We start from the raw sequence: 21259 nt of genomic DNA on the forward strand, positions 1-21259 counted from the left end.
TTTAAAAGCTAAGCGTTTGCGTTAAGTGAGCGTAGGGCCTACGGTCGTCCTAACGCAAACGCTTAGCTTTTAGTCGTCTGCTGCTCCGCACGACAAGGAAAGGCATCGCCATGCCCACCACCGCCGAACGACTCTCACCGCTGGAGGCCGCCCGATGGGCCGCGCGCTCCGGGCTTCCGCTGGGAAGTGACCGCCACCAGGCGGTCGCGGCCACGGCCGATCACATCCACTCCGTTGTCGCCGTCCTGCGGGAACTGGACTTCGCCGACACCCCGCCCACCGCCCACCGCACCGGAGAGGAGGGCCGCCATGCAGCCGTATGAGCTGTCCGTCACCGCCGCCGCGGCCGAGATGGAGGCACGGCGCCTCTCACCCGTAGAGCTCGTGGACTCCGTGCTGGACCGGATCGAGCAGACGGAGCCCCGCCTCCAGGCCTATGTCACGGTGACCGCGGAGCGGGCCCGCGAGGCGGCGCGCAAGGCGGCGCACGAAGCCGAACGTGACATCCGACGCGGTGCCGGTGCCGGTGCCGGTGTCAGAGCCGGAGCCGGAGACGCGAGAGGCCCGCTGCGCGGGATCCCCGTGGCGCTGAAGGACCTGATCGACGTCGCCGGTGTGGCGACCACGGCCAGCTCCCGGGTCCGGGCGGACCATCGGGCGGACACCGACAGCACCGTCGCGGCGCGCCTGGCCGCGGCCGGCACCGCCCTGGTGGGCAAGACCCACACGCACGAGTTCGCCTACGGACTGACGACGCCGCAGACCAACAACGCCTGGGACGCGGACCGGGTGGCCGGCGGCTCCAGCGGAGGGTCGGCCGTCGCCGTGGCGGCAGGCGCGGCGACCTTCGCCCTGGGGACCGACACGGGCGGATCGATCCGCGTGCCTGCCGCGTTGAACGGTGTCGTCGGCCTCAAGCCCACGTACGGCCTCGTTCCCCGGCACGGCGTCACGTCCCTGTCCTGGTCACTGGACCACGTCGGCCCCCTGACCCGTACCGTCGAGGACGCGGCGCTGGTGATGTCCGTCCTCGCGGGACACGACCCGCGCGACCCCGCCAGCCTGTCCCTGCCTCCCGCGGACTACCGGCCCTCTCCCGGCGCGGACCTGACGGGGCTACGGGTCGGCGTCCCCCGCAACTACTACTTCGACCACGTCGACCCCGAGGTCGAGACCGCGGTGCGGACCGCCGTCGCCCACCTGGAAGCCCTCGGCGCGACTCTCGTCGACGTCGAGATCCCGATGACCCGCTATGTCCAGGCCACCCAGTGGGGCCTGATGGTCCCGGAGGCCACCGCCTATCACGAGCAGACCCTGCGATCGGCCCCCGAACGGTACGGAGCCGACATCAGGATCCTCCTGGAAGCCGGCGCACTCATGCCCGCCGGCGACTATCTGCGCGCCCAACGGGCCCGCACGCTCATGCGGCAGGCCTGGTTGGACATGCTGGACGAGGTCGACGTGATCGCCGCCCCGACGGTTCCCGCGACCGCGGTGCGCTCGGACCAGGAGACCATCACGTGGCCCGACGGCACGACGGAGAGCGTCTCCGACGCCTATGTACGTCTGTCGGCCCCCGCCGACATCACCGGCGTACCGGCGCTGTCCGTACCGGTCGGCCACGACCGCGCGGGCCTGCCCATCGGCATGCAACTGATGGGCCGTCCTCTCGCCGAGGCTGTGGTCCTACGGGTCGGGCACGCCTACGAGCAGACAGCCCCCGCCCATCCGTTCACCCCGGCGGCCCTCGCCCTCTGAGGTTCGGCGGGCGTGGGCGCAGGCGCCCGACGGCTTCGTTCTAAGGTGATGTCGTGAGTCGTAGACCGATGGCGCGCCCCGGCGGGCGCAGCGCCCGAGTACAGGAAGCGGTGCACACCGCCGTGCGCGAACTCGCGGCCGAGGTGGGCCGCGACGCGTTGACGGTTCCGCTGATCGCAGCCCGTGCCGAAGTCACCCCCTCGACGGTCTACCGTCGCTGGGGTGACCTTCAGGCTCTCCTGTCGGACGTGGCGGTCGAACGCCTGCGGCCCGAGGCGCCGCCGGAGGACCACGGGGACCTGCGATCCGATCTCCAGGCCTGGGCGGAGCAGTTCCTCGACGAGATGTCCTCCCCGGCGGGCCGCGCCTACATTCGCGACGCCCTGCTCGGCGACCCGGACGGCAGCAACGCGGGCCAGTGCTCGGCCTACGCGGCCGAGCAGGTCGACGTCATCCTCGCCCGCGCGGCCGACCGCGGCGAGACCGGCCCCGACGTAGAGACGGTGCTGGACCACGTCGTCGCCCCGATGATGTACCGCATCCTCTTCAGGCCGACCGGCCACGACGCCGCGTACGCGCGCCTCTTGGTGACCGGAGTGCTCAGAGCCTGTCCTTGAACCCCCGCGTCGTCAGCGCGTCCATGAAGAGGTCGACGAGCGGACGGGTCTGCTCTTTGGTGCCGTGCCGCACGGAATAGGCGATGCCGCCCATGAGGAGCAGGACATTGTCCGGGGTCACGTCCGTTCGCAGGCTTCCGTCTCGGGCGCCGGCCGTGAGGAGGGTGGCGACGGCGTCGGTGAGGAGCGCGCGGCTGTCGGAGTTCCGCTTAGCTTTAACCGGAATGGGTTCCGGTATCACTCTACTTCAGGAGACTTCCATGCCCGCTCCCTCCGACAAGGCCTCACGTCACTGGTTCGTCACCGGAGCCTCCGGTGGGCTGGGCCGCCATCTCACCGCGCACGCCCTCCGGAACGGCGACCGCGTCACGGCGACGGTCCGCCGCCCGGCCGCTCTGGACGACCTGCGCGCGACGTACGGCGACCGGCTGACGGTCGAGATCCTCGACCTCACGCAGCCGGCCGACGTGGGCAAGGTGGTCGGCAGGACCCTCCGGTCCGGGCCGGTGGACATTGTGGTCAACAACGCGGGATACGCGGTGGTGGGCGCCGCCGAGGAAATGACCGTCGAGCAGATTCGCGACCAGATCGAGGTCCTCCTGCTCGCGCCGATGGTGATCACCCGTGCCTTCCTGCAGCCGATGCGTGAGCAGGGCGGTGGCCGGATCATCCAGATCTCCAGCGTGGGCGGCCAGGTCGCTGTCCCCACTCACAGCTCCTATCACGCGGGCAAGTGGGGACTGGAAGGCTTCACCGAGAGCGTCAGCCGCGAGGTCCGCGACTTCGACATCCACCTCACCCTGGTCGAGCCCGGAGCCACCCGCACCGGCTTCGCTTCGGCCCTGCAATACACCACCGAAACGACTGTCTACCGCGACAATGCCGTCGGCCGGACCCGGCACTACCTGGAAACCGCGGACGAGAGCGTCTTCACCGGTGACCCGGCCAAGCTCGCCGCCGCCATCTACGACACCACCCGCCACCCGAGCCCGCCCCTGCGCCTGACTCTCGGCTCCGACACCTATGGGGCGATCCACGCGGCACTCACCGAACGTCTCGCCGCACTCGAGACCCAGAAGGATCTCGCTGAATCCGTCGCCTTCACACCCGGGCCGCCGAGTCAGTGCTCTCGCTCGCTCCCTGACTGATCACGCAGGCTCAGGACCAGGTCGCGCGGCAGCCCGTGCGTGTCGTGGAGGTAGTGCAAGTGCTCCTCGTCGAGCGGCCCCTGGAAGCGGGGCTGGGCGAGGAGCCGCCGGCCGCGCTCCAGAAGCCGACGGAACCGGCGTTCCTCGTCGAGCAGGACGGCGCGGACGCCGGCGACGTCCATGTCCTGACGGAAGTGGTCCAGGGTGTGCTGGATGAGGTCACCCGGCAGATCGACGAGCCCGCGCGTCGGGTCGTCGCGCCACAGGACGGTGAGCAGGCGCCGGACCAGACGGCGCAGGACGTAGCCGCGACCGGTGTTGCCCGGTCGTACGCCGTCGCCGATCACCACCACGGCCGAACGCAGGTGATCGCAGACGATGCGCAGCGACGTCCCGTCGAGCTGCCACAGTCCCGGCACGAGCAGCCGCCAGGGGGCGAAGACATCGCACTCGAACACCGAGGACTTGCCTTGGAGCCGTGAGACCAGCCGCTCCAGTCCCATTCCCGTGTCGACATTGCGCTGGGGGAGCGGCACGAGCGAACCGTCGGCGAGCCTGCGGTAGCGCATCGTGACGTGGTTCCACACCTCCACCCAGCGGTCGTCGCGCGTGGGCGTCGACCGCGGCGGGGTGTCGCCGGTCCACAGGAAGAACTCGGAATCGGGACCGCACGGGCCGGTGGGCCCGTTGGACCACCAGTTGTCCTCGATGGTCGGTTCCACCGGAATCCCGAGTTCCTCCCACACTTCCAAGGCAGCGGTGTCGGGGCCGGTCCGGTCGTCGCCGCCGAAGACCGTGGCGTGCATCATGCGGGGATCGATGCCGAGGCCCTCAGTGAACAGCTCATACCCCCAGCGGAGACTTTGCGGCCCTTCGTAGTCGCCGAGCGACCAGGTGCCGAGCATCTCGAAGACGGTCAGATGCGTGGGATCGCCGACTTCGTCGAGGTCCGTGGTGCGCAGACAGCGCTGCACATTGACGAGCCGGCGGCCGAGAGGGTGGGGCCGCCCCTCCAGATAAGGGGTGAGGGGGTGCATGCCTGAGGTGGTGAACAGCACGGGGTCCCCGGGCGGCGGCAGCAGCGTCGAACCGGTGATCCGGCGGTGGCCGCGGTCCTCGAAATAGTCGACGAACGTGCGGACTACGTCGTCGGTGTTCATGAGGTGGCTCCTTCGCGTGTACGAGCGGAAGAGGCACCGGACAACGGGTCCGCGCGGAGACGCGGGTCGCGGCGAGAGCGTCAGAGCTGAAACCAGAGCTGAAGAGGGCATCTGGATCCGGGACTGGAGCCGCGGGTGCATCGGCGGGCCGTTTCCGGTCGCCGATGGAATGGACGGAAGGACGTCAGGCGGCGGCAACAGGCGAGCTGGTCGCTCGCGCGGTCGCGGTGATGCTGAGGCCGGTGACGTTCATGAGACCGACGATAACGCGCTCGGTCCGCGAGGTCACACGAATTTCCACCGAGGCGTTCGACTCTCCCCCCCCCAGGCGTCCGACGGCGGGGCGCTGCGCGGAGCGCGCGGTCCAGGCAGTCGACACCACCTGGACCACGCACCCCACACCACACATGCGGCTCCCCACATCGCACATACCGCTCCCCACACCACGCATGCCGCGTCACGCGCTGCACAAGAGTGGCGGGCGCGCCCTACCTGGTGAGTTCGGCCGGCTCGTCCAGACGCGTCAGTTTCCGCGGGTTCGCCATCGCGTAGATCCGGACGATCCGCCCGTTCTCCACCACGAAGCTCACCGCGGCCACCCGGCCGTCGACCTCCGTCCGGCCGGCGGGCGCTCCGTTGAGTATCACGGTCGACACCACCCGGTCGGGACGGGCGAGCGCGTTCGCGACCAGCTCGGCTCCGCGGACGGGAACGCGGACGGCGTTGGCGATGCCGCCGCCGTCGGCGATCAGGACCACGTCCGGAGCCATGACCTCCAACAGCTCCTGCACCCTGCCGGTGCGCAGCGCGGCCAGGAACCGCTCCACCACGGCCTGCTGCTCGGACCTGCTCACCTCCACCCGCGGCCGCCGGGCCGCCACATGCTCGCGCGCCCGACGAGCGGTCTGCCGCACGGCCGCCGCGGACTTGCCGACGGCCTCGGCGATCTCGCCGTACGGCATGTCGAACACCTCGCGGAGCACGAACACCGCACGCTCCGTCGGCCCGAGCGTTTCGAGGACGGTGAGCATCGCGATGGAGACGCTCTCCGCGAGTTCGACGTCCTCGGCGACATCGGGACTTGTCAGCAACGGCTCCGGCAGCCACTCGCCCACATAGTCCTCGCGGCGGCGCGACAACGTGCGCATGCGGTTGAGCGCTTGCCGTGTGACGACCCTGACGAGGTACGCGCGCGGGTCGCTCACCTGCGCCTGGTCGACGTCGGCCCACCGCAGCCAGGAGTCCTGCAGCACGTCCTCCGCGTCGGCCGCCGAGCCGAGCATCTCGTAGGCGACCGTGAACAGCAGGCTGCGGTGGGCGACGAACGGATCCGCGTTCATACCGTCGACGCCGCGCCGGACCGCTCAGCGACGTCCGGGCGGCCGGCCAACGGAATCTCGCAGGAGTCGGAGAAGCCCTGCGACGTGATCCCGTGTGCGGTGTTGTTCCTCGTCGACATGTTGGTGAAGGCGATGAACGCGGTGAGTTCGACCAGCGCCGCCGCGCCGAGCCGGTCGAGCAGGCTCGCGTGCAGTTCGTCGGTGACGGTCGTCGGCGTGTTCGTCATGGCCTCCGCGTACTCCAGGACGTCCCGCTCCAGCGGCGTGAACACGTCCGACTCCCTCCAGCGCGGCACCTGACTCGCCTTGGTCAGGTCGAGGTCCTGATTCTGCGCGTGGAAGTAGTTGACGTCGAGGCACCAGCTGCAGCCGACCTGGGCCGCGACTGCCATGTGTGCGAACGTCTTGAGGCTTGCGTCGGCCGTGTCCCACGCGCCCACCTTGCCGCCGAACTCCAAGGTGTCCGCACCGGCCGCGGGGTTGTGCCACACCACCTCGACGGGCTCGGGGACGGCACCGAACTGCTTGATCATGTTCTCGCTGAGCTCGGCGGGGAGTTCGGCCTTCGTCATACGTAGCGCCATGGTGTCCTAAGTCCTCCTTGTGCGTCTGCTTGTTCGCCATGAAGACACCGACCGGCCCACGTGTGTGACACACCCACCAAGTGGGAGTGCTGTCCGGGCGTGCTCACCACCAGTAGGCGGGGTAGCGCGGAGCGCTCGGGCGGGCGTACGAGGCGGCCCAGCCCACAAGGACGAGCAGCGCGGCGGAACCCGCGAGCAGAGGCACGAAGGTCGCGGGCCGCGGTGTGTTGAGGACGATGACAACGGCGGTCGCACACGCGGGGGAGTGCGGGGTACGGGCCACAGTCATCACGGCCAGGCTGATCCCGGCGGCCAACGCCGCCGCCCACGGTGAGCTGCCGGAAGCGGCGACGACCGCGTATCCGACGGCGGCGCACAGCAGATGCCCGGCGATCACGCTGCGCGGCTGCGCCAGCGGCAGCCTCGGCGCACCGTGAATGATCGCGGCGGACGCGGCCAGCGGCGGTATGAGGACGGGCTCGTGGATGAGGGACCCGATGGCCACCAAGGCCAGCAGGACGGCGGTGGCGACGCTGACGTTGTGCAGCGCGGCCCCGGGCGAGGGCGGCGCGGGCGCGCGACCGGCGAGACGCGTGCGGATCCGGGAGCGCCGGGGGGAGGGGACGGGTGCGAGGGACTCGGCGGGTGCGGCGGATCGGGCAGGAGCGGGCATGTCGACAGCGGGCATGTCGATGACGTCGTCGGTGCTCAAGACAGTGGGATTCCGGGGCTGGGCCGACGGGAGACCCGGACGGCGGAGACAGTGGGCAGGAGACGGCCCGGCTTCCCTCGCGGTCGGCAGGGACGTGGGCACCGGCGGCGGTCCGGGGTCGGGATATCCGCGTACTCGCCCGCAATTCTAAGAGGCGATGTCTCGTCACTGCAGGTCAGGGTCTTGTTGATCGCAAGATGCGGCATGCCGACGTCGTCGTCGTACGTGTCTGCCACCAGGTCGCCGATCCGTCGAGAGGCAGACGACGCAAAGCAATTGACGCTGCGGTGCCGTACGTGAGCCAATCCGAACCGTGACGACTGACACCGCCGATCAAGACGAGCCCACCCACCGACAAGGGCCTCCTCCGGCCGGCCGCCCGCTCGCCTTGATCACCGGGGTGGGCCGTACCGTCGGAATCGGGGCGGGCATCGCCCGCCGGCTAGCCGCGTCGGGCTGGGACATCGCATTCACCTACTGGACGCCTTATGACGAACGCATGAGCTGGGGCGGCGAGCCCGGCGCGACCGAAGCGATCAGCCGGGCTCTGGCCGAACAGGGCGCCTCCACCACCGCGGTAGAGGCGGACCTCGCCGACCCGGAGACCCCGTCACGCGTCTTCGACGAGGTGGAACAACGGCTCGGTGGCGTCACCGCGCTGGTGATGAGCCACTGCGAGTCCGTCGACTCCGGGCTGCTCGACACCACCGTCGAGAGTTTCGACCGGCACTTCGCCGTCAACGCGCGCGCCACCTGGCTGCTCATCCGCGAGTTCGGCCGCCGCTTCGCCGCGGAACGTGGAACCGGCCGGATCATCAGCCTCACCAGCGATCACACCGTCGGCAACCTGCCCTATGGGGCGAGCAAGGGCGCCCTCGACCGCGTCACCCTGGCCGCCGCCCAGGAACTCGCCCACCTCGGCGTGACCGCCAACGCGATCAATCCCGGGCCGGTCGACACCGGCTGGATGCCCGAGGAAGTCCGGGAGCACTGCGTCCGCAGCACCCCGCTCGGCCGGCTGGGCACTCCGCAGGACACCGCGCACCTCGTCGACTTCCTGTGCTCCAAGGAAGGCGAGTGGATCAACGGTCAACTGCTGATGAGCAACGGCGGGCTTGCGTAGGCGTCGGCCGTTCCGTGCGGGCGAGTACGTCATCTGGCACTGCATCGCGGCGACTTCGGTGCGCCTGCGCGAGCATCAAGGCGTAGCGGCGGCGAGGGATTCCGTCGGTTCGTGCCACACGGAATCGATTGCCGCTGAGTGTTGCTGTGGGGCCTTGGTGCCCGGCGTGGGGGGTGGCTGCGTCTCCGAAGTCGGTGGGGCCGCGATGGGGGTGGGGGGACACGTCGTGGCTGTGGACCTACGCGGGCGGGTGGGTGGTCGTGTGGGTGAGAGTGGTGGTGTGGGTGGGGTGGTTGTTCTGGTGGCTGGTGATGGTGTGGGTGGTGGTGTAACCGGTTGCGGTGGGTGTGGTGACGGGCGCGGTGGAGGTGACGTGGCACGGGGTGATGAGTTCGACGTAGTGGTGGAACTCGGTGTGGGTGTGGGTGAGATGGGTGTTGGCGGGGTCCGGGTGCGGGTGGGTGGCTTGGCGGGCGGCCTCGATGAGGACCATGCCGGGAATGTGGTCGCCGTCGTGGTCGAAGAGGATCGGATGCGCCGGGTCGGGGTTGAGGCGGTAGAGGTGGGGCTGGTGGGTGGGCGCCAGGACGAGGTCGCGGGGGTGGACGCGGCCGTACGTGGTCGGGTCCTGGTGGGTGGGTATGTGGCGCAGGGCGTCGAGGGTGTGGGCGGTGGGGTCGGTGGGGTGGGGATTCGTGGGGTTGGCTGCGCGTAGCCGCTGGTAGGCCGCGGGGGAGATGCAGGTGAAGTGCCCGTAGCCCGTGGAGAGCGTGTCCCCGTGCTCGTTGGTGATGGTGAGGCTGATGGTGAAATTCGGGCTGCGACGGGTGCGGGTGAGCGTCGTGTTCAGCGTGAGTCGAGTGGGGGCGGTGCCGATGGCGAGGTGCTCGGGCCGCGTGGTGACGGTCATGTCCTGCATGACGAAGTGGTGGCCCAGAGGTATGCCGAACTCGGCGTGGGCGAGGTAGATGCCGGTCTGGCGGAGGGTCTCGCAGGCCTGGAGGTGGTCGTGGTGGCGTCCGTCCGGAGTGCTGAAAAAGGTGTGGGCGCGAGGCCACTGGCCGGTCAGGACGAAGGTGCTCTCGCCGGTCTTCTCGCAGTCGGTGAGGAACACCTCGGCGAGGGCGGCGCGGTGGACGTATTCCGCGGGGACGGTGGTGGTGAGCCGGGGTAGCTGGGCCGGCGATCCGTCGGTGCGGGTGGTGTCGTTGCTGCGGGTGCCCTGGGCGTCTTTCGACTGGGGCAGTACAAGACTGCTGCTCATGAACCTCTCCCCCGGAGGTGAATGAAAGTGACGCCATAACATACATACCCACCGGTTTCCTTTTCAAGGTTCGATGGTGATTACACGGGCCGAGTGGAGGGAAAAGGATCTCTGTGGGGATTCGGTTTCTGTGACGCTGAGTAGCGTCCGGGAGTTGCGTTCCTGGTGGGAGGCGGTTCCGGATCTGCGGGGAAAAGGGAATTCTTCCGTCCGTTTATCGAAGGAAAACCGGCCGACCGGTTCTCTTGTTATGCTTTCGCGTTGCCTGGGCCGTCCCTACGTCACCCCTGCGCCCGTTTCATCCGTTGCTTCCACTTATGGTTCTGGTCGACTTTGCCGGTTTGCCGTTTGCTGGTGAGTCGATTCGCCCGGGCCCTTGTTGCGATGGTTGCACGTGAGCAGGGTAAGGAAGGCGGGTGAGGTGGTTGCGGGAATGAGGGGATTGTTTCGCTCCGGTTTGCTCGGGCCGTGTTGGTTCACTGGATGAAGGGCTGGCTGGGCGGCCGGCTGGGAACCGGGGCATGCCGGGTCGGAGTGGCGTGGTTTGGGTTTGTTGTTGATCGTCTGATTTTGGGGGTTGTCGTGGTGAGTCGTGAGGCATCGGGCGAGGCGAGTTCGGGCTTTCTCGTTGCGGGCTCGGGTGTTCAAGAGGAAGGACGTGAAGTGGGGTTGCAGCACCTGAGTCTGGTGGCGGTGAATATCGACGGAGTATTGTTGAACGATACTTTCGGCCCGGTGATCCGTCGGCTGGTGGAGTCGCGGGGCGGCCGATACGGACCGGAGTTGGAACAGGCGCTGTTGTCGCAGTCGCAGCGCGTGGCGGCGCAGGCGGCGGCGGAGGTTTTGGGAGGCACCGCGGAGGAGCTCCTGTCGGCGTATTTCCAGGAGCGGGACCGGTATCTGCTGGAGCATCCGGTACGAGTGCTTCCGGGGGCGGAGCGGCTGCTGGAAAGGCTGCGGTCTCTTGGCGTGCGTACGGTGTGTTACGGCGGGTTGGAGCGTGTGCACTTCGACCGTCATCTGGGCGATTTGGCAGGCTACTTCGACGAGCCGGTATATGTGTGTACCAATGATTTCCGTCCGGGTATCCGGGAGATCACCGAGGACGTGTTCCGGCTCCGTTTCGACCAGGTCCTGTTCATCGACGACGTGGCGCGGGTCGCGCAGGCGGCGCGGGCGTTGGGCGTGGCGTACATCGGACACCCAAGTGACTACGAGCACGGGTACCAGCGGCCGTTGATGGAGCAGGCCGGGGTGCGGCATGTGGTCCGTTCGCTGGACGAGATCGATGAGGGCCTGCTGCGCAGGGTGGACGCGGAGGCGGCGGCCGGACGCAACTGGCCGGACGAAGACCCACGGGCCTGACTGCCTGTCCAACCCGCCACCTTGGACGGTTGGGCACGTGGTGGGGCCCGGTGGCCCGTTCGGCGCGGGCCGGGGGAGTGCTGACGTGGTCATTCTCGTGAACTGCTTGACGTCCCCTCAAGAGTTGATTGACTGCTGCCCCTGCGTGCGGCTTGACGCGTGGCCCGCTGAGGCGAACGTTCCCTGGGAGGAATCCACTGCTTTGCGTGGGCTGCTCCGCGAGGTGCTGACCCGCTGATGAGGTGGCCGGCGAGCCCTCGTGCCGCGGGCTGACCGGCGGGCGCGGGTGGGGTCTTCCGCTGAGCTGGACCTTCCCTCTGGACCGTCGCCGATGGGTGCCGCGCAGGTGGGCGTCATGCGCCGACGGCCCGAATAAGCAGGCGCTTTCCCGTAGTTGCGTTGCCCTGACTGCTGTTGCCGTCGGCGGCGGGGGCGTATCGCGAACCGGGACCGTGGGGAACGAGGGGGGCGAGGGAGAGCCGGTGGCCCCGGGCATGGGTCTGCGCCGAAGGGGTGGTGTGTGAGTGCGGTGATGGGGGTGAGGGGAGTTGTAGCCGTGGGAGGGAAGCTTGGTGGGTTGGGCGGGGGTTTGTCGGGTCAGCGGGGCTGGTGAGCGCGCTGGGACAAGATCCTTCCCGGGGTCCGAAGGGGGCGTTGTGGGTAAGGTACTGCCACGACGGTTTCTTTTCGGGTCCGCTGCATACCCGATACGGCACGGAGTGCAGGGGAGGTCACATGGCGCAGCAGGAGCGTGCTGTCAGAACACGCCGCGCGGTGTTGGAGGCGGCTGCGGCTGTCTTTGCGGAGCATGGGTATTCGGCGGCAACGGTGTCGGACATCCTCCAGGTGGCCGGAGTGACCAAGGGCGCCTTGTACTTCCACTTCGACTCCAAGGAAGCCTTGGCGCGAGGGGTGCTGCAGGCGCAGGTCGCGTTCGCGGGGCCGCCGCAGGATCTCAAGGTCCAGGAGTGGGTGGACGCAGGGCTGTTGCTCGCGCACCGGCTGCCGCGTGATCCGGTGGTGCGGGCCGGGGCGGTGCTCTCTTCCGACCCGCAGGGCCGCGAACACTATGGCAGTGCCTGGCCGGCCTGGATAGAGCTGTCCGCCCAGACGCTCGCCGAGGCCAAGGACCGCGGCGAGATTCTCTCCCACGTGGTGCCGCGCCAGACCGCGGAGCTCATCGTCAGCTGTTTTCACGGGGTGCAGCTCTTCTCCCAGCTCGAGTGCGGACTGGCGGACGTCGAGCGGCGCATCTCGGTTCTCTACGACCACGTGATACCGGCGATCACGGTGCCCGCGGTGCTGGCCCGTCTCGACCTGGCCCCCGACCGGGGAGCACGTCTGTATGCACAGGCGGTTTCTGTCCCTCATCCCGCCCTGGTGCCCACCAGCAGCTGAACCTGCTCGCCTGCTCCGCCCCGCCCGGTCCTGCGTTGCGCCGCGTCCGTCCCGTAGCGGGACGGACGCGTGCCGCGTCGGGACTCGGGCTACCAGGTGGTGGCGCCGCCGTCGACGGGCATGGTCGCGCCGGTGACGAAGGAGGCGCGGTCGCTGCACAGCCAGGCGGCGGCTTCGGCGATCTCCTCGGGTTCGGCCATGCGGTTCTGCGGGGAGGAGGCTTTGCTCTTGGCCTCCTGCCCGGGGAAGCGGGCGAACCAGTCCTCGACCATTTCCGAGCGGGCCAGGCCCGGGGCGATGGCGTTGACACGGATGTTGCTGGGCGCGTACTCGACCGCGGCGACCTTGGTCAGCCCGACGACGGCGTGCTTGGAGGCGATGTAGGGAGCTGCGACGGAGGTCGCGACCAGACCGGCCACACTGCTCGTGTTCACGATGGCCCCGCCACCGGTCTCGAGCATCGCCCCGATCTCGGAGCGCAGACAGTTCCACACCCCGCGGACGTTGGTGTCCATGATCAGGTCGTAGGCCGCGTCGTCCATCAGGTGCAGCGGGCTTTTCTCCACGGCCGCTCCCGCGTTGTTGAACGCCACGTCCAGACGTCCGTAGGTGTCCACCGCGAAGGCGACGGCCCGCCGCGTGTCGGCGGCGACCTGGACGTCCGCGGTGCAGTAGGAGGCCTCCGCCCCGTCGGCGCTCAACTCCTTGACCAGACCCTGGAGTCGGTCCTCGCGCCGGGATATGAGCACCACCCGCGCGCCCTCACGGGTGAACACCCGGGCCGCTGCCGCGCCGATCCCACTGCTCGCCCCGGTGATGAGGGCGACCTTCCCCTCGAGCGAACCCTGACGCTGCGTCATCTGGCGCGTTCTCCTTGCATCGTGCGGCACACGTCACGGGGTGCCGCTCCCGCCCGGGTATGGCGGCTTGTCGGTAGCTTAGCGTGCCTGTTCGATAACTAGGGCCGAGTTCCCAGATCTTGAGCGCCACCCTTTCTGGCCTGCGCTGTTGCGGCCGTGCGCCCAGATTTGAGCGGGGTCGAGCGAGGGCGAGCAGGGTCGGACATGGGTCGCGCGGCGGGGCGGCGGGTTTGCGGGTATGGCTGGAATTGCCTGCGGGCGTGGGTGAGTGATGGCCGGGTTCGGGGGCGCTGGTGGGTGTGATTGAGGGATATCCGAGTCTGTTTTGAGGCGGGCGTTTCACGGTGGGGCGTAATGAGGGGGTGGGATCGTGGACGCTACCGGCGGCGAGGCTGTCGTGTTCAGGGTCGTGCGGGGCTGCGCCAGTGAGGCGGAGCTTGCGGCGGTGACCGTGACGTTGTTGTCGCTGGCCTCCGGTGGGCGGGCCGAAGGCCGGGTTGTGGGTGGGAAGGGTCAGGGTTCCCGTGCCGGGTGGCGTCCGTCGGTGCCGGCTGGGGTGTACCGGGCTCCGTTGAGCTGGCGGTGAGCTGTGGGGCTGCGCCGCCGGGCCGGACCGGGCCGGGCCGCCGGAAGTCGGCGGTCGGTGGTCGGTGATTGACGGTGAAGTGGGGCAGCAACAAAACCGCTGCAGCGGTTTGTGTGACGACTGGGTTCTGACGCCTCCTGCGGCCTGCCGGTCCGGGTCGTAGGGGCTGGTTGGGCTTGAGTACCGCACTTACCACGTACCTCGTACCGCACGTACCTCGTACCGCACGTACCTCGTACTGCTCGCACCGGTCGGGTGGCCCGGCCGGTGAGGTTGTTCGCGTCGGTGGCAGCGCTGGGCGGACTGCCCGAGCTGGCTGGGCCGGCCGGGTTGTTTCAGGCGGCTGGACTGACCGGCCGTACCGGCTGTGCTGCATTGAGTTGTTGGTCTTGTCCGGGTTTGGGACTGAGAGGCGGGGGTTGTCATGGTGAGGGTGGGGGAGTCTGCTGTGGCGGATGTGGGGCCGGCCGGGGTGCAGGGGCGGGTGGCCGAGTTGGCGGCGATCCGTGGGGTGGCGGTGGCAGGGCCGGGAGAGGCGGCGACGGCTGCGCAGTACGCGCGGGGGAAGTTGACGGCGCGGGAGCGGATCGCGCTGTTGCTGGATGAGGGGTCGTTCTGTGAGGTCGAGCAGTTGCGCCGACACCGGGCGACGGGATTCGGGATGGAGGCGCGCAGGCCCTACACGGACGGGGTGGTGACGGGCTGGGGGACGGTGGAGGGCCGGACCGTCTTCGTGTACGCGCATGACTTCCGGATCTTCGGCGGTGCGCTGGGTGAGGCGCATGCGGCGAAGATCCATAAGGTGATGGACATGGCACTGGCGGCGGGTGCGCCGCTGGTGTCGCTGAACGACGGAGCAGGAGCGCGGATCCAGGAGGGTGTGGCGGCGCTTGCCGGTTACGGGGGGATCTTCCAGCGCAATACCAAGGCGTCCGGAGTCATCCCGCAGATCAGCGTGATGCTGGGCCCGTGTGCGGGGGGCGCTGCTTACAGCCCGGCGTTGACGGATTTCGTGTTCATGGTGCGCCAGACGTCGCAGATGTTCATCACGGGTCCTGATGTGGTGCGGGCGGTCACGGGCGAAGAGGTGTCCCAGGACGGGCTGGGGGGCGCGGACGTGCACGCCGAGACGTCGGGGGTGTGTCACTTCGCGTACGACGACGAGGAGACGTGCCTGGCGGAGGTGCGGTATCTGATCTCGATGCTGCCCTCGAACAACCGCGAGGCACCACCGGCGGTGGTGGCGGGTGATCCGGCCGAGCGGCCCACCGAAGGGTTGCTGGAGGTGGTGCCGGGGGACGGGAACCGCCCGTACGACATGGCCGCGGTCATCGAGGAGCTGGTGGACGACGGGGAGATGCTGGAGGTCCACGAGCGGTGGGCGCGCAACATCATCTGCGCGCTGGCCAGGATGGACGGCCAGGTGGTGGGGATCGTCGCGAACCAACCGCAGGTCCTGGCGGGCGTGCTGGACATCGAGGCGTCGGAGAAGGCCGCACGGTTCGTGCAGTTCTGCGACGCCTTCAACATTCCGCTTGTGACACTGCTGGACGTGCCGGGCTTCCTGCCCGGAGTGGACCAGGAGCACGGCGGGATCATCCGACACGGGGCGAAGCTGCTGTATGCGTACTGCAACGCGAGTGTGCCGCGGATCTCGCTGGTGCTGCGCAAAGCGTACGGCGGCGCCTACATCGTCATGGACAGCCAGTCGATCGGGGCGGACCTGACGTATGCCTGGCCGACCAACGAGATCGCGGTGATGGGCGCGGAAGGCGCCGCCAATGTCATCTTCCGCAAGCAGATCGCGGCGGCGGAGGATCCCGAGGCAGTGCGTGCGAGGGTCGCCAAGGAGTACCGGGCCGAGCTGATGCATCCCTACTACGCCGCCGAGCGCGGCCTGGTCGACGATGTCATCGATCCGGCCACCACCCGCACGGTTCTGATCCAGTCGTTGGCGATGTTGCGGACGAAGCATGCGGAGTTGCCGTCGCGCAAGCACGGGAATCCTCCGCAGTAGCCCTGCGGCTGCCCCCTCTCGGCGGCCTGCGCTCCGTGCCGTGCGCCAGGGCAGTTGCTCCGCTCCCATCCTTCGCCGGTCTCGCCCCCCTGTTTGGCGCTGCTGTCCTGTGCGTTGGGGGGGGGTGGGTGCGGGGGTTCTTGGGGCGGGCTTGCATATCAGGCTCGGTATGTCGGTATGTCGGTATGCCTATGTCCGTACGTCGGTATGTCGGAGGCCCGGGGTGCCGGGGTGGCCGTGGCTGGTGGCTGGTGGCTGGCGTGTTGCGCAGCGGCAGGCTCTGGGCGTCCACCCACGATTGTTCTGGGGGCCTCGTGCCGGCGCCGCTGTGCGTCGGGGGCCTTCGTGGCGGGGACGTGGTGGGTCTGCCGGTCACATGCTTCTGTCGCTCACCCCCGTACGCCCGGTGTCTGCTGCCACCCTTGCCTGGCCCGGGCGGGGCGACCCGGCGGCGTGGAGTGAGGCGGGACCTGGGCAGGGGGCCTGGGATGGGATGGGGTCGGCGGGGTGGGGCGGGGCAGGGCTGACGGGGTGGTTGATTGGGGCGTCCGGCGCGGGGGTGGCTGTACGCTCGGCCGCCGTCTCCCTGTGAGCTGTGAGCTGTGAGCTGTGAGCTGTGAGTTGTCCGGGCTGGGCGGGTGGCCTCGCGGCAGGCGGCAGAGTGCTGTGCAGGCTGCCCCCGGGAGGGCCTTGGGTCCGTGAGGGCCCTGGGGGAGGGCGGGGTTGCGGGCTTCTGGCCCCTCGACGGGCAGGCTCCGCCTACCCGTCGGGCAGGGGGACCAGTTCGGCAGGGCCTTTCCGTTCGGGCAGGGTTCCTCCCCTTCGGCAGGGCCCGATTCCGTTCACTGCTCTCTTCCCGTCCGGCTGGGCCCTTTTCCTCTAGGCGGGGCCGCCCTTCTGCGCGGCGGGGGCCCGTCGATCTGGTGGTGGGGATCATTTCGGTTCAGGCGTGTCACGGCAGTTCAGGAGGGCTGATGGTGCAGCAGGAACGGGCCGCGCGTACGCGGGAGGCGCTGATGCAGGCGGCGGCCGAGCTGTTCGCCGAGGAGGGCTTCGCGCCGGCCACGATCAGCGGTATCAGCCGCCGGGCCGGGGTCAGTCCAGGGGCGCTGCATTTCCACTTCGCGAACAAGCATGCTCTGGCCCGTGCGGTGGAGGCTGCCGCGCTTGCTGCCTTGCACCGGATCGTCCGTGACGCCGAGGAGGGTCACGCCGACGCGTTGCAGCGTCTCGTCGGGGCCGGGCATGCCCTGCTGCGCGCCGTGGAGGAGGACGCGGTGGTGCGGGCCGGTTTCCAGCTCGTGGGTCCCGCTGCCTGGCGTACCGGTCCGATGGACCTGCGTGGCGCCTGGCAGCGCTGGGTGGAGTCGCTGCTGCACACCGCCCGCCGTCAGGGCGCCCTCGCCCGTGAGGTCTCGCCCGCCCGGGCCTCGGCTGCCGTCGTCGCGGCCACCGTCGGCTTCGCCGCCCTCGGGCTCAAGGACCCCGTCTGGATCTCCCGCCCCACCCTGACCCAGTACTGGGACCTGATACTGCCCCGCCTCACTCCGGACGACGAGCCGCCCACCCTCACCTCAACTGTGTAGGCCCTTCCCTCGGGTGCCCCGCCCACGGACTTTCCCCCGGGGGCCCACTTCTACCACCCCCCGGGTCGGTCTGCGCTGCCTCAGCCCCGACTTGGGCCCTGCCGCCTCGGACCGTGTCCTGTGCTCCGGACCTGGCCCTGGACGTGGGTGCGTTCTTGTTCTGGGCTTGGGTGGGGTGTCTGGTGTGTCTGTGGTGGGTGGGTTGGGGTGGGTGTGGTTGCTTGAGGTTGGCTTGTGGGGTGGTGGGGGGTGGGTGTAGGGCGGGTAGAAACCAGCTGTGCGGTTTTGTATTGACAGGGTGGGGTGGATCTATTTGAATCTGGTTGCGGTAGGGGGCGTGTTCTGGTGAGTGGTGTGGGGGGTTTTGTGGTGTTGGATGTTGAGGTTTTGGGGTCGTTGGCGGTGCGGGTGGGTGGGCGGTCGGTGGTGCCGTCGGCTCCGAAGCCGCGGCAGGTGTTGGCGTTGTTGGCGTTGCATGCGGACCGGTTGGTGTCGGTGTCGGCGTTGGCGGAGGAGTTGTGGGGTGGGGCGCCGCCGCGTAGTGCGCGTACGACGTTGCAGACGTATGTGTTGCAGTTGCGGGAGTTGATTGGTGGGGCGCTGGCGGAGGGTGGGGGTGGGGGGTGTGGTGCCAAGGATGTGCTGGTGACGTTGCCGGGTGGGTATCTGCTGGCTGGTGGGGGTGGGGGCAGTGATGTGCGGGCTTTTGAGGAGTTGGCGGGTGCGGGGTATCGGGCGGTGGATGCGGGGGATTGTGTAGGGGGTGCGCGGCGTCTTCGTGAGGCGTTGGGGTTGTGGAGGGGGACGGCGTTTGCGGATGTGCAGGCGGGTCCGCAGTTGGAGATGGAGATCAAGCGGCTGGATGAGAGCCGGTTGTGTGCGTTGGACCGGCGGATCGAGGCGGATCTGCGGTTGGGCCGGCACCGGGAGTTGCTGGCGGAGTTGACGGTGCTGGTCAATGGGTATCGCACGCATGAGAGTCTGCATGCGCAGTTCATGCTGGCGTTGCACCGTTCGGGGCGGCGTGGGGAGGCGCTGGATGCTTATCAGCGGCTGCGGACGACGCTGGTGCGTGATCTGGGTTTGGAGCCTTCGGCGCGGTTGCGGCATCTGCAGCGTTCTATTTTGAGTGCCGGGCATGAGGTGGCTGCGCCGCGGCTGTCCGGGGCGGGTGGGGAGCGGCTGGCTCCCACCGGGTGACCCCCCATCTCCACCCCCACCCCCATGCCCTGCCCTGTGCTTCCGGGTGGGCCGGGTGGCCTGTGAGGGCCGGTGGCCGGCGGGAGATGCCGGGCGGGATGCCGGCGGCGGGCCGTTTTTGCGGCGGGGCGTCTTGGGCGGGGGGCTGTCTGCGGGAGCGTCTGCGGTGGGGTGCCTTTGGTGGGATGCCGTCGGCGGGCGCCTGGGGTGGGGTGTTCTTGGTGGGATGCCGTGGGCGGGGCGTCTGGGGTGGGGTGTCTTCGGCGGGAGGGGGGCGGGCCGGTGGCTGTGGGGGGTGTTGTGGGTGGTGGGTTGCCGGCTGGTCGCTGTGGTGGGCTGTTCGTTTGCTGCGCCGTGTGTGCGGGGGCGGCGGGATCGGGGTGGGCCGGTGGGTGCGTGTTCTTGTCCGGTGTCCTGGCGTGGTGCCTGCATGTGCAGGGTCGGGCGCCGGGGTCGTGTGCACGGTGTGTCATCTGTTTCGCCGGGTGTGGTGTGCTGCGGGGTGTCGGGCACTGTGCGGGCGGCGCAGGGCGTGTGCGCGGGGGGCGGGGCGCCGCCCGCGCGGGGCGCGTCGTGTCTTCTGCAGCACCGGGCGTCACGTACAGGTACTACGGGCACCGCCGGGCGCCGTGTATCGGCGGACGTCGCGCACGGTGCGCGCCAGGCGCGATGCGTCATCCGCGTCATCCGTGTCCTGCGCGCCGGGCACAATGGGGCGTCCGCGTCTTGTACTTCCCGCAGGAGCGGGTATCGGCTGCTCGCCTCGTCGGGCGTCCGCTGCTTGCGCCGGCGGGTGTCAACTGCCCGCCCGGGTGGGCGCCTGGTGCCGGTGAGTGTTGCGCGCGATGGGTGTCGGGTACGGGGCGCGCTGAGCGCGGTGTGTCCTGTGCACGATCGAGCACCTTGTACGGCCGGGCGTCCTGCCTCTTTCGCACCAGGTTCCATCCGCACTGCACCGGGCACCGTGTACCACCGGGCGTCCCGTTCATGCGCGCTGGGTATGGCGTGTTCCCCGCGCCGCGCACGATGCGTCACCCGCACCACCCGCACCACTCTCGTATCGCCGGTGGTGTTCGCGCCGGGTGTCGGGGGTTCGGTTCCGCGCCGCGCCGTGGCGCGGTCCACGGTCCACGGTCCACGGTCCACGGTCCACGGTCCACGGTCCACGGTCCACGGTCCACGGTCCACGGTCCACGGTCCGCGGACCGCGGACCGCGGACCGCGGACCGCGGTCCGTGGTGTCAGGCGGGGTGGGGAGTGTCTGCGTCAGTGGGGTTGGCGGTGGGGGTGGTGCCGTACCGCCTGTGCTGCCTGTGCTGCTTGTCCTGCCTGTACCGCCTGTACCGCTTTGTTGTGTGGGTGGTGGGAGTGGCTGGGAGGGGGGAGTTGAACATTTTCTCGTCTGCCGTGTGGACGTCACTCCCGTTGGTGTGTCTCTGGTGTGGGGTGTTTAGGGTGCGGCTCGTGCCGGGTGGCTGACGGGTTTTCAACTGGCTGTAGGGGGAGGGGGGATGCGTTTGGGGCGGGGTGGTGTCCGCGGCGACGGAGTGCAGTCAAGAGCAGGAACTCGACGATGTACGGAGGAAACCCATGAAGATTCAGGTTCTGGGTCCGTTGAGCGCCGAGGTCAACGGGGGATCGATTGTTCCGACGGCGAGTAAGCCGCGGCAGATTCTGTCCCTTTTTGCCCTCTACCCCGGACGGGTGATGCCCGTTCCCACGCTCATGGAGGAGTTGTGGGGTACGGAGCCGCCGCAGAGTGCGCTCACCACGTTGCAGACCTACATTCTGCAGTTGCGCCGGCATCTGGGGACGGCGTTGGGGCCGGATGCGCCTGGTTCGGCCAAGGAGGTGCTGGCGACCCGGCACGGCGGGTATCTGATGCAGATACCGGCCGAGAGTGTGGATGTGCATCTGTATCAGCGGCTGGCCACCGAGGGGCGTGCCGCTTTTGACAGTGGTGATGATGCCACCGCGGCCGACCGGTTCCGTCAGGCGCTGGCGCTGTGGCGGGGGCCGGCTCTGGTGGATGTGCGGGTGGGGCCGATCCTGGAGATCGAGGTGATGCGGCTGGAGGAGTCGCGGCTGGGCACGGTGGAGCGGCGTATCGATGCCGATCTGCGGCTGGGCCGGCATTCCGAACTGATCGCGGAGCTCACGGAGTTGACGGCCCGTTATCCGCAGCACGAGGGGCTGCATTCGCAGGCCATGGTGGCGTTGTACCGGTCGGGTCGGCAGGCGTCGGCGCTGGAGATCTACCGCAAGCTGCGGATCCGGATGATCGAGGGGCTGGGGGTGGAGCCCTCTCCGCAGGTGCAGCGTCTGCATCAGGCCATGCTGGCGGTGGATCCGCAGCTGGATGTGGTGGCCGGGCCGCGGCGCGGTTCGACCTTCGACCTCTACGCCGCCTGAACCACCCGCCCCGCACCACCGGGCCGCGCCGGGCATCCTCCGGCGCCCCGCCGCAGTCCCGTGCCCCGCACGGGACTGCGGCACGCTGCCGCCCTGCGCCAGCGCCACGCGTCGCAGCGCACCGCAGTC

Annotated in this window: 19 protein-coding genes; 12 read left to right on the plus strand and 7 right to left on the minus strand. The window is 69.3% G+C overall.

Annotated features, from left to right (window positions below; translation table 11 throughout):
* Nucleotides 1–110: 110 nt before the first annotated feature.
* The 3 genes from AB0N81_RS12120 to AB0N81_RS12130 all read left to right on the plus strand — a co-directional run bounded on the left by AB0N81_RS12120 (nucleotide 111) and on the right by AB0N81_RS12130 (nucleotide 2375).
* Nucleotides 111–323, plus strand: a complete 213-nt coding sequence (locus AB0N81_RS12120) for a hypothetical protein (protein WP_365357672.1) — start codon at nucleotides 111–113, stop codon at nucleotides 321–323.
* Nucleotides 310–1758 (plus strand): amidase, encoded by a 1449-nt coding sequence (locus AB0N81_RS12125; RefSeq protein ID WP_365357673.1) that lies wholly within the window; start codon nucleotides 310–312, stop codon nucleotides 1756–1758. The genes AB0N81_RS12120 and AB0N81_RS12125 overlap by 14 nt, the downstream gene beginning before the upstream one ends.
* 68 nt (nucleotides 1759–1826) lie before the next feature.
* Nucleotides 1827–2375, plus strand: coding sequence for a TetR/AcrR family transcriptional regulator (locus tag AB0N81_RS12130; RefSeq protein WP_365357836.1), 549 nt, complete (start codon nucleotides 1827–1829; stop codon nucleotides 2373–2375).
* Here the strand turns inward: AB0N81_RS12130 and AB0N81_RS12135 are convergent.
* Nucleotides 2359–2616: a hypothetical protein gene (locus AB0N81_RS12135; protein WP_365357674.1), complete on the minus strand. Its 258-nt coding sequence runs from the start codon at nucleotides 2614–2616 to the stop codon at nucleotides 2359–2361. The genes AB0N81_RS12130 and AB0N81_RS12135 overlap by 17 nt on opposite strands.
* 19 nt (nucleotides 2617–2635) lie before the next feature.
* On the opposite strand from AB0N81_RS12135, the gene AB0N81_RS12140 reads away from it, so the two are divergent.
* On the plus strand, nucleotides 2636–3523 hold the full coding sequence (locus tag AB0N81_RS12140) for an SDR family oxidoreductase (RefSeq protein WP_365357675.1): 888 nt from the start codon (nucleotides 2636–2638) through the stop codon (nucleotides 3521–3523).
* On the opposite strand, the gene AB0N81_RS12145 is transcribed toward AB0N81_RS12140, so the two are convergent.
* From AB0N81_RS12145 to AB0N81_RS12160, 4 genes are all read right to left on the minus strand, one after another.
* Entirely contained in the window at nucleotides 3496–4683 is a 1188-nt protein-coding gene (locus tag AB0N81_RS12145; RefSeq protein ID WP_365357676.1) for an alanine--tRNA ligase-related protein, read from the minus strand. The genes AB0N81_RS12140 and AB0N81_RS12145 overlap by 28 nt on opposite strands.
* Before the next feature lie 488 nt (nucleotides 4684–5171).
* On the minus strand, nucleotides 5172–6023 hold the full coding sequence (locus AB0N81_RS12150; protein WP_365357677.1) for an RNA polymerase sigma-70 factor: 852 nt from the start codon (nucleotides 6021–6023) through the stop codon (nucleotides 5172–5174).
* Complete coding sequence (locus AB0N81_RS12155; RefSeq protein ID WP_365357678.1) at nucleotides 6020–6607, minus strand: carboxymuconolactone decarboxylase family protein; 588 nt, start codon at nucleotides 6605–6607, stop codon at nucleotides 6020–6022. Before AB0N81_RS12155 ends, AB0N81_RS12150 begins: the two co-directional genes overlap by 4 nt.
* Nucleotides 6608–6710: 103 nt before the next feature.
* A complete protein-coding gene (locus AB0N81_RS12160; RefSeq protein ID WP_365357679.1) occupies nucleotides 6711–7319 on the minus strand; it encodes an HPP family protein in 609 nt (202 codons plus the stop codon).
* A 388-nt stretch (nucleotides 7320–7707) separates the two neighbouring features.
* On the opposite strand from AB0N81_RS12160, the gene AB0N81_RS12165 reads away from it, so the two are divergent.
* Nucleotides 7708–8442, plus strand: coding sequence for an SDR family oxidoreductase (locus AB0N81_RS12165; RefSeq protein WP_365357837.1), 735 nt, complete (start codon nucleotides 7708–7710; stop codon nucleotides 8440–8442).
* A 238-nt stretch (nucleotides 8443–8680) separates the two neighbouring features.
* On the opposite strand, the gene AB0N81_RS12170 is transcribed toward AB0N81_RS12165, so the two are convergent.
* Nucleotides 8681–9706, minus strand: a complete 1026-nt coding sequence (locus AB0N81_RS12170) for a ScbA/BarX family gamma-butyrolactone biosynthesis protein (RefSeq protein ID WP_365357680.1) — start codon at nucleotides 9704–9706, stop codon at nucleotides 8681–8683.
* A 483-nt stretch (nucleotides 9707–10189) separates the two neighbouring features.
* Here AB0N81_RS12170 and AB0N81_RS12175 point away from each other — a divergent pair, with 483 nt between their 5' ends.
* Both AB0N81_RS12175 and AB0N81_RS12180 read left to right on the plus strand, forming a co-directional pair.
* Complete coding sequence (locus AB0N81_RS12175) at nucleotides 10190–11071, plus strand: HAD family hydrolase (RefSeq protein ID WP_365357681.1); 882 nt, start codon at nucleotides 10190–10192, stop codon at nucleotides 11069–11071.
* Nucleotides 11072–11806: 735 nt separating this feature from the next.
* Nucleotides 11807–12469 (plus strand): ScbR family autoregulator-binding transcription factor, encoded by a 663-nt coding sequence (locus tag AB0N81_RS12180; protein ID WP_365357682.1) that lies wholly within the window; start codon nucleotides 11807–11809, stop codon nucleotides 12467–12469.
* A gap of 89 nt (nucleotides 12470–12558) precedes the next feature.
* Here AB0N81_RS12180 and AB0N81_RS12185 read toward each other — a convergent pair whose 3' ends face one another.
* Nucleotides 12559–13329 (minus strand): glucose 1-dehydrogenase, encoded by a 771-nt coding sequence (locus AB0N81_RS12185; protein WP_365357683.1) that lies wholly within the window; start codon nucleotides 13327–13329, stop codon nucleotides 12559–12561.
* Nucleotides 13330–13738: 409 nt separating this feature from the next.
* On the opposite strand from AB0N81_RS12185, the gene AB0N81_RS12190 reads away from it, so the two are divergent.
* The 5 genes from AB0N81_RS12190 (at nucleotide 13739) to AB0N81_RS12210 (ending at nucleotide 21130) form a co-directional block, all read left to right on the plus strand.
* The gene (locus tag AB0N81_RS12190) at nucleotides 13739–13915 is read left to right on the plus strand and encodes an acyl-CoA carboxylase subunit epsilon (RefSeq protein ID WP_365357838.1); all 177 of its coding nucleotides are present in this window, start codon (nucleotides 13739–13741) and stop codon (nucleotides 13913–13915) included.
* A gap of 424 nt (nucleotides 13916–14339) precedes the next feature.
* Entirely contained in the window at nucleotides 14340–15932 is a 1593-nt protein-coding gene (locus AB0N81_RS12195; protein ID WP_365357684.1) for an acyl-CoA carboxylase subunit beta, read from the plus strand.
* 974 nt (nucleotides 15933–16906) lie between these two features.
* Entirely contained in the window at nucleotides 16907–17518 is a 612-nt protein-coding gene (locus AB0N81_RS12200) for a ScbR family autoregulator-binding transcription factor (RefSeq protein WP_365357685.1), read from the plus strand.
* A gap of 372 nt (nucleotides 17519–17890) precedes the next feature.
* Nucleotides 17891–18718: an AfsR/SARP family transcriptional regulator gene (locus AB0N81_RS12205; protein WP_365357839.1), complete on the plus strand. Its 828-nt coding sequence runs from the start codon at nucleotides 17891–17893 to the stop codon at nucleotides 18716–18718.
* 1590 nt (nucleotides 18719–20308) lie between these two features.
* Nucleotides 20309–21130, plus strand: a complete 822-nt coding sequence (locus AB0N81_RS12210) for an AfsR/SARP family transcriptional regulator (protein WP_365357686.1) — start codon at nucleotides 20309–20311, stop codon at nucleotides 21128–21130.
* The last annotated feature ends 129 nt before the right edge of the window (nucleotides 21131–21259 follow it).

Origin of the sequence: Streptomyces sp. NPDC093510 (assembly GCF_040683555.1) — a bacterium.
Lineage (GTDB): Bacteria > Actinomycetota > Actinomycetes > Streptomycetales > Streptomycetaceae > Streptomyces.